Genomic DNA, 1605 nt, shown 5'->3' with positions numbered 1-1605 from the left:
TGAACTGACCCCCAAAAGTTAGACCAAAAAACTAACTAAAGGAGGTCAGTTTTTTAATGGCAAAATATAGTACAGAATTCAAAACGAAAGTGGTAAAAGAGTATTTAGAATCTAATACCTCATATAAAACTTTATCAAATAAATATTGTATACCTTCAGAAAGCATAATAAGAAAATGGGTAAATGCATACAAGTCACAAGGCTATGAAGGAATAAAAGTAAAAAGAAAAAATACACAACACACTTTGGAATTTAAGTTAAATGTAGTAAACTTGTACTTAACAGGAGAAATGTCCTATCAAAGCCTAGCAAATGAATTAAAGATAAACAATCCTTCAATGATAGCAAGATGGGTAAACGACTTTAGAGAAAAAGGCATAGAAGGACTAAAACCCAAAAAGAGAGGAAGATCTTCAAAAATGCCAAAATCCCCAAAGAAATCAAAAGATATCAAAATAGATTCATCAGAAAACTTAACTAATTTAGGAGATAATTCATTAACAGAAACACAATTAAAAGAAAAAATAAAGAAATTAGAAGAAAAAAACTATTGGCTTCAATTAGAAAATGATGCAATAAAAAAAAAGATAGAATTGTCTCAAATGACAGATGCAGAAATAAGACAATTACTGAAACAATCGGGATTTTAAGAAATAAATACAAATTAAAAGACTTGTTAAAATACTTCAATCTTCCAAAATCAACATATATGTATTGGCAAAAACGCATAAATAGACCAAATAAAGATATGGAAATAGAAAACAAAATACTTAAAATTAGAAAAGAAAATCCAAACTATGGATACAGAAGAATAACTGCTATGTTAAAAAGATTAGGACTAAAAATAAACAAAAAGAAAGTACAAAGATTAGTTCAAAATCTAAAAATTCAAGTAAAAAGTTTTTCAAGAAAATCAAGAAAATACTCATCCTACAAAGGACAAGTAGGGAAAGTAGCAGACAACAAAATAAAAAGAAACTTTAAAGTAGAAAAACCATATACACAAATAACAACTGACACAACAGAATTTAAGTATTTTGAAAAAGATAAATCAGGGACCTACCAAATAAAGAAACTTTATCTAAATCCATATTTAGATATGTACAACAGTGAAATACTAAGCTATGAAATATCGAAACAACCAACTCTAGAACCAATCCTAAAAGCCTTAAATAAAGCCATAGAAATAACTAACAAAACAAAAGAAAAAAGAATATTTCACTCAGATCAAGGCTGGGCATACCAAATAGATCAATACACATCAAAACTAGAATCTAACGGTATCACTCAATCCATGTCAAGAAAAGGAAATTGCTTAGATAACTCTCTAATGGAAAACTTCTTTGGAATATTAAAACAAGAAATATACTACGGAAATAAATTCTATTCATACGAACACTTAAAACAAACAATAGAAGATTTCATAAAATATTACAATGAAGAAAGGATAAAAGAAAAACTAGGATATTTATCACCAGTAGAATATAGAAAGAAAAATGTAGCATAAAAATTTCTACCCCTATGGGTAGAATAGGACAAAAAAACCAGAGACAAATAATTTTTAAATGTCTCTGGTATAAAGTCCAACTTTTTGGGGTCACCTTA

General features: G+C 27.7%; 2 protein-coding genes. Both read left to right on the top strand.

All coding sequences use genetic code 11. From position 1 onward, the window contains the following. Positions 1-56 precede the first annotated feature (56 nt). On the top strand, positions 57-650 hold the full coding sequence (locus tag ACU68U_RS09170; RefSeq protein ID WP_446763193.1) for a transposase: 594 nt from the start codon (positions 57-59) through the stop codon (positions 648-650). Beyond that, the gene (locus ACU68U_RS09165) at positions 593-1507 is read left to right on the top strand and encodes an IS3 family transposase (RefSeq protein WP_446763194.1); all 915 of its coding nucleotides are present in this window, start codon (positions 593-595) and stop codon (positions 1505-1507) included. The genes ACU68U_RS09170 and ACU68U_RS09165 overlap by 58 nt, the downstream gene beginning before the upstream one ends. Positions 1508-1605: the final 98 nt, after the last annotated feature.

This window comes from Finegoldia sp. P3-F-LR (assembly GCF_052932165.1).
Note: the sequence above shows the minus strand (reverse complement) of the source record. Positions and strands in the feature narration are given on the sequence as shown.

What these genes read in the sequence shown, in the direction of transcription:
- ACU68U_RS09170 (WP_446763193.1), top strand. Translation starts at nt 57, where the DNA reads ATGGCAAAATATAGTACAGAATTCAAAACGAAAGTGGTAAAAGAGTAT.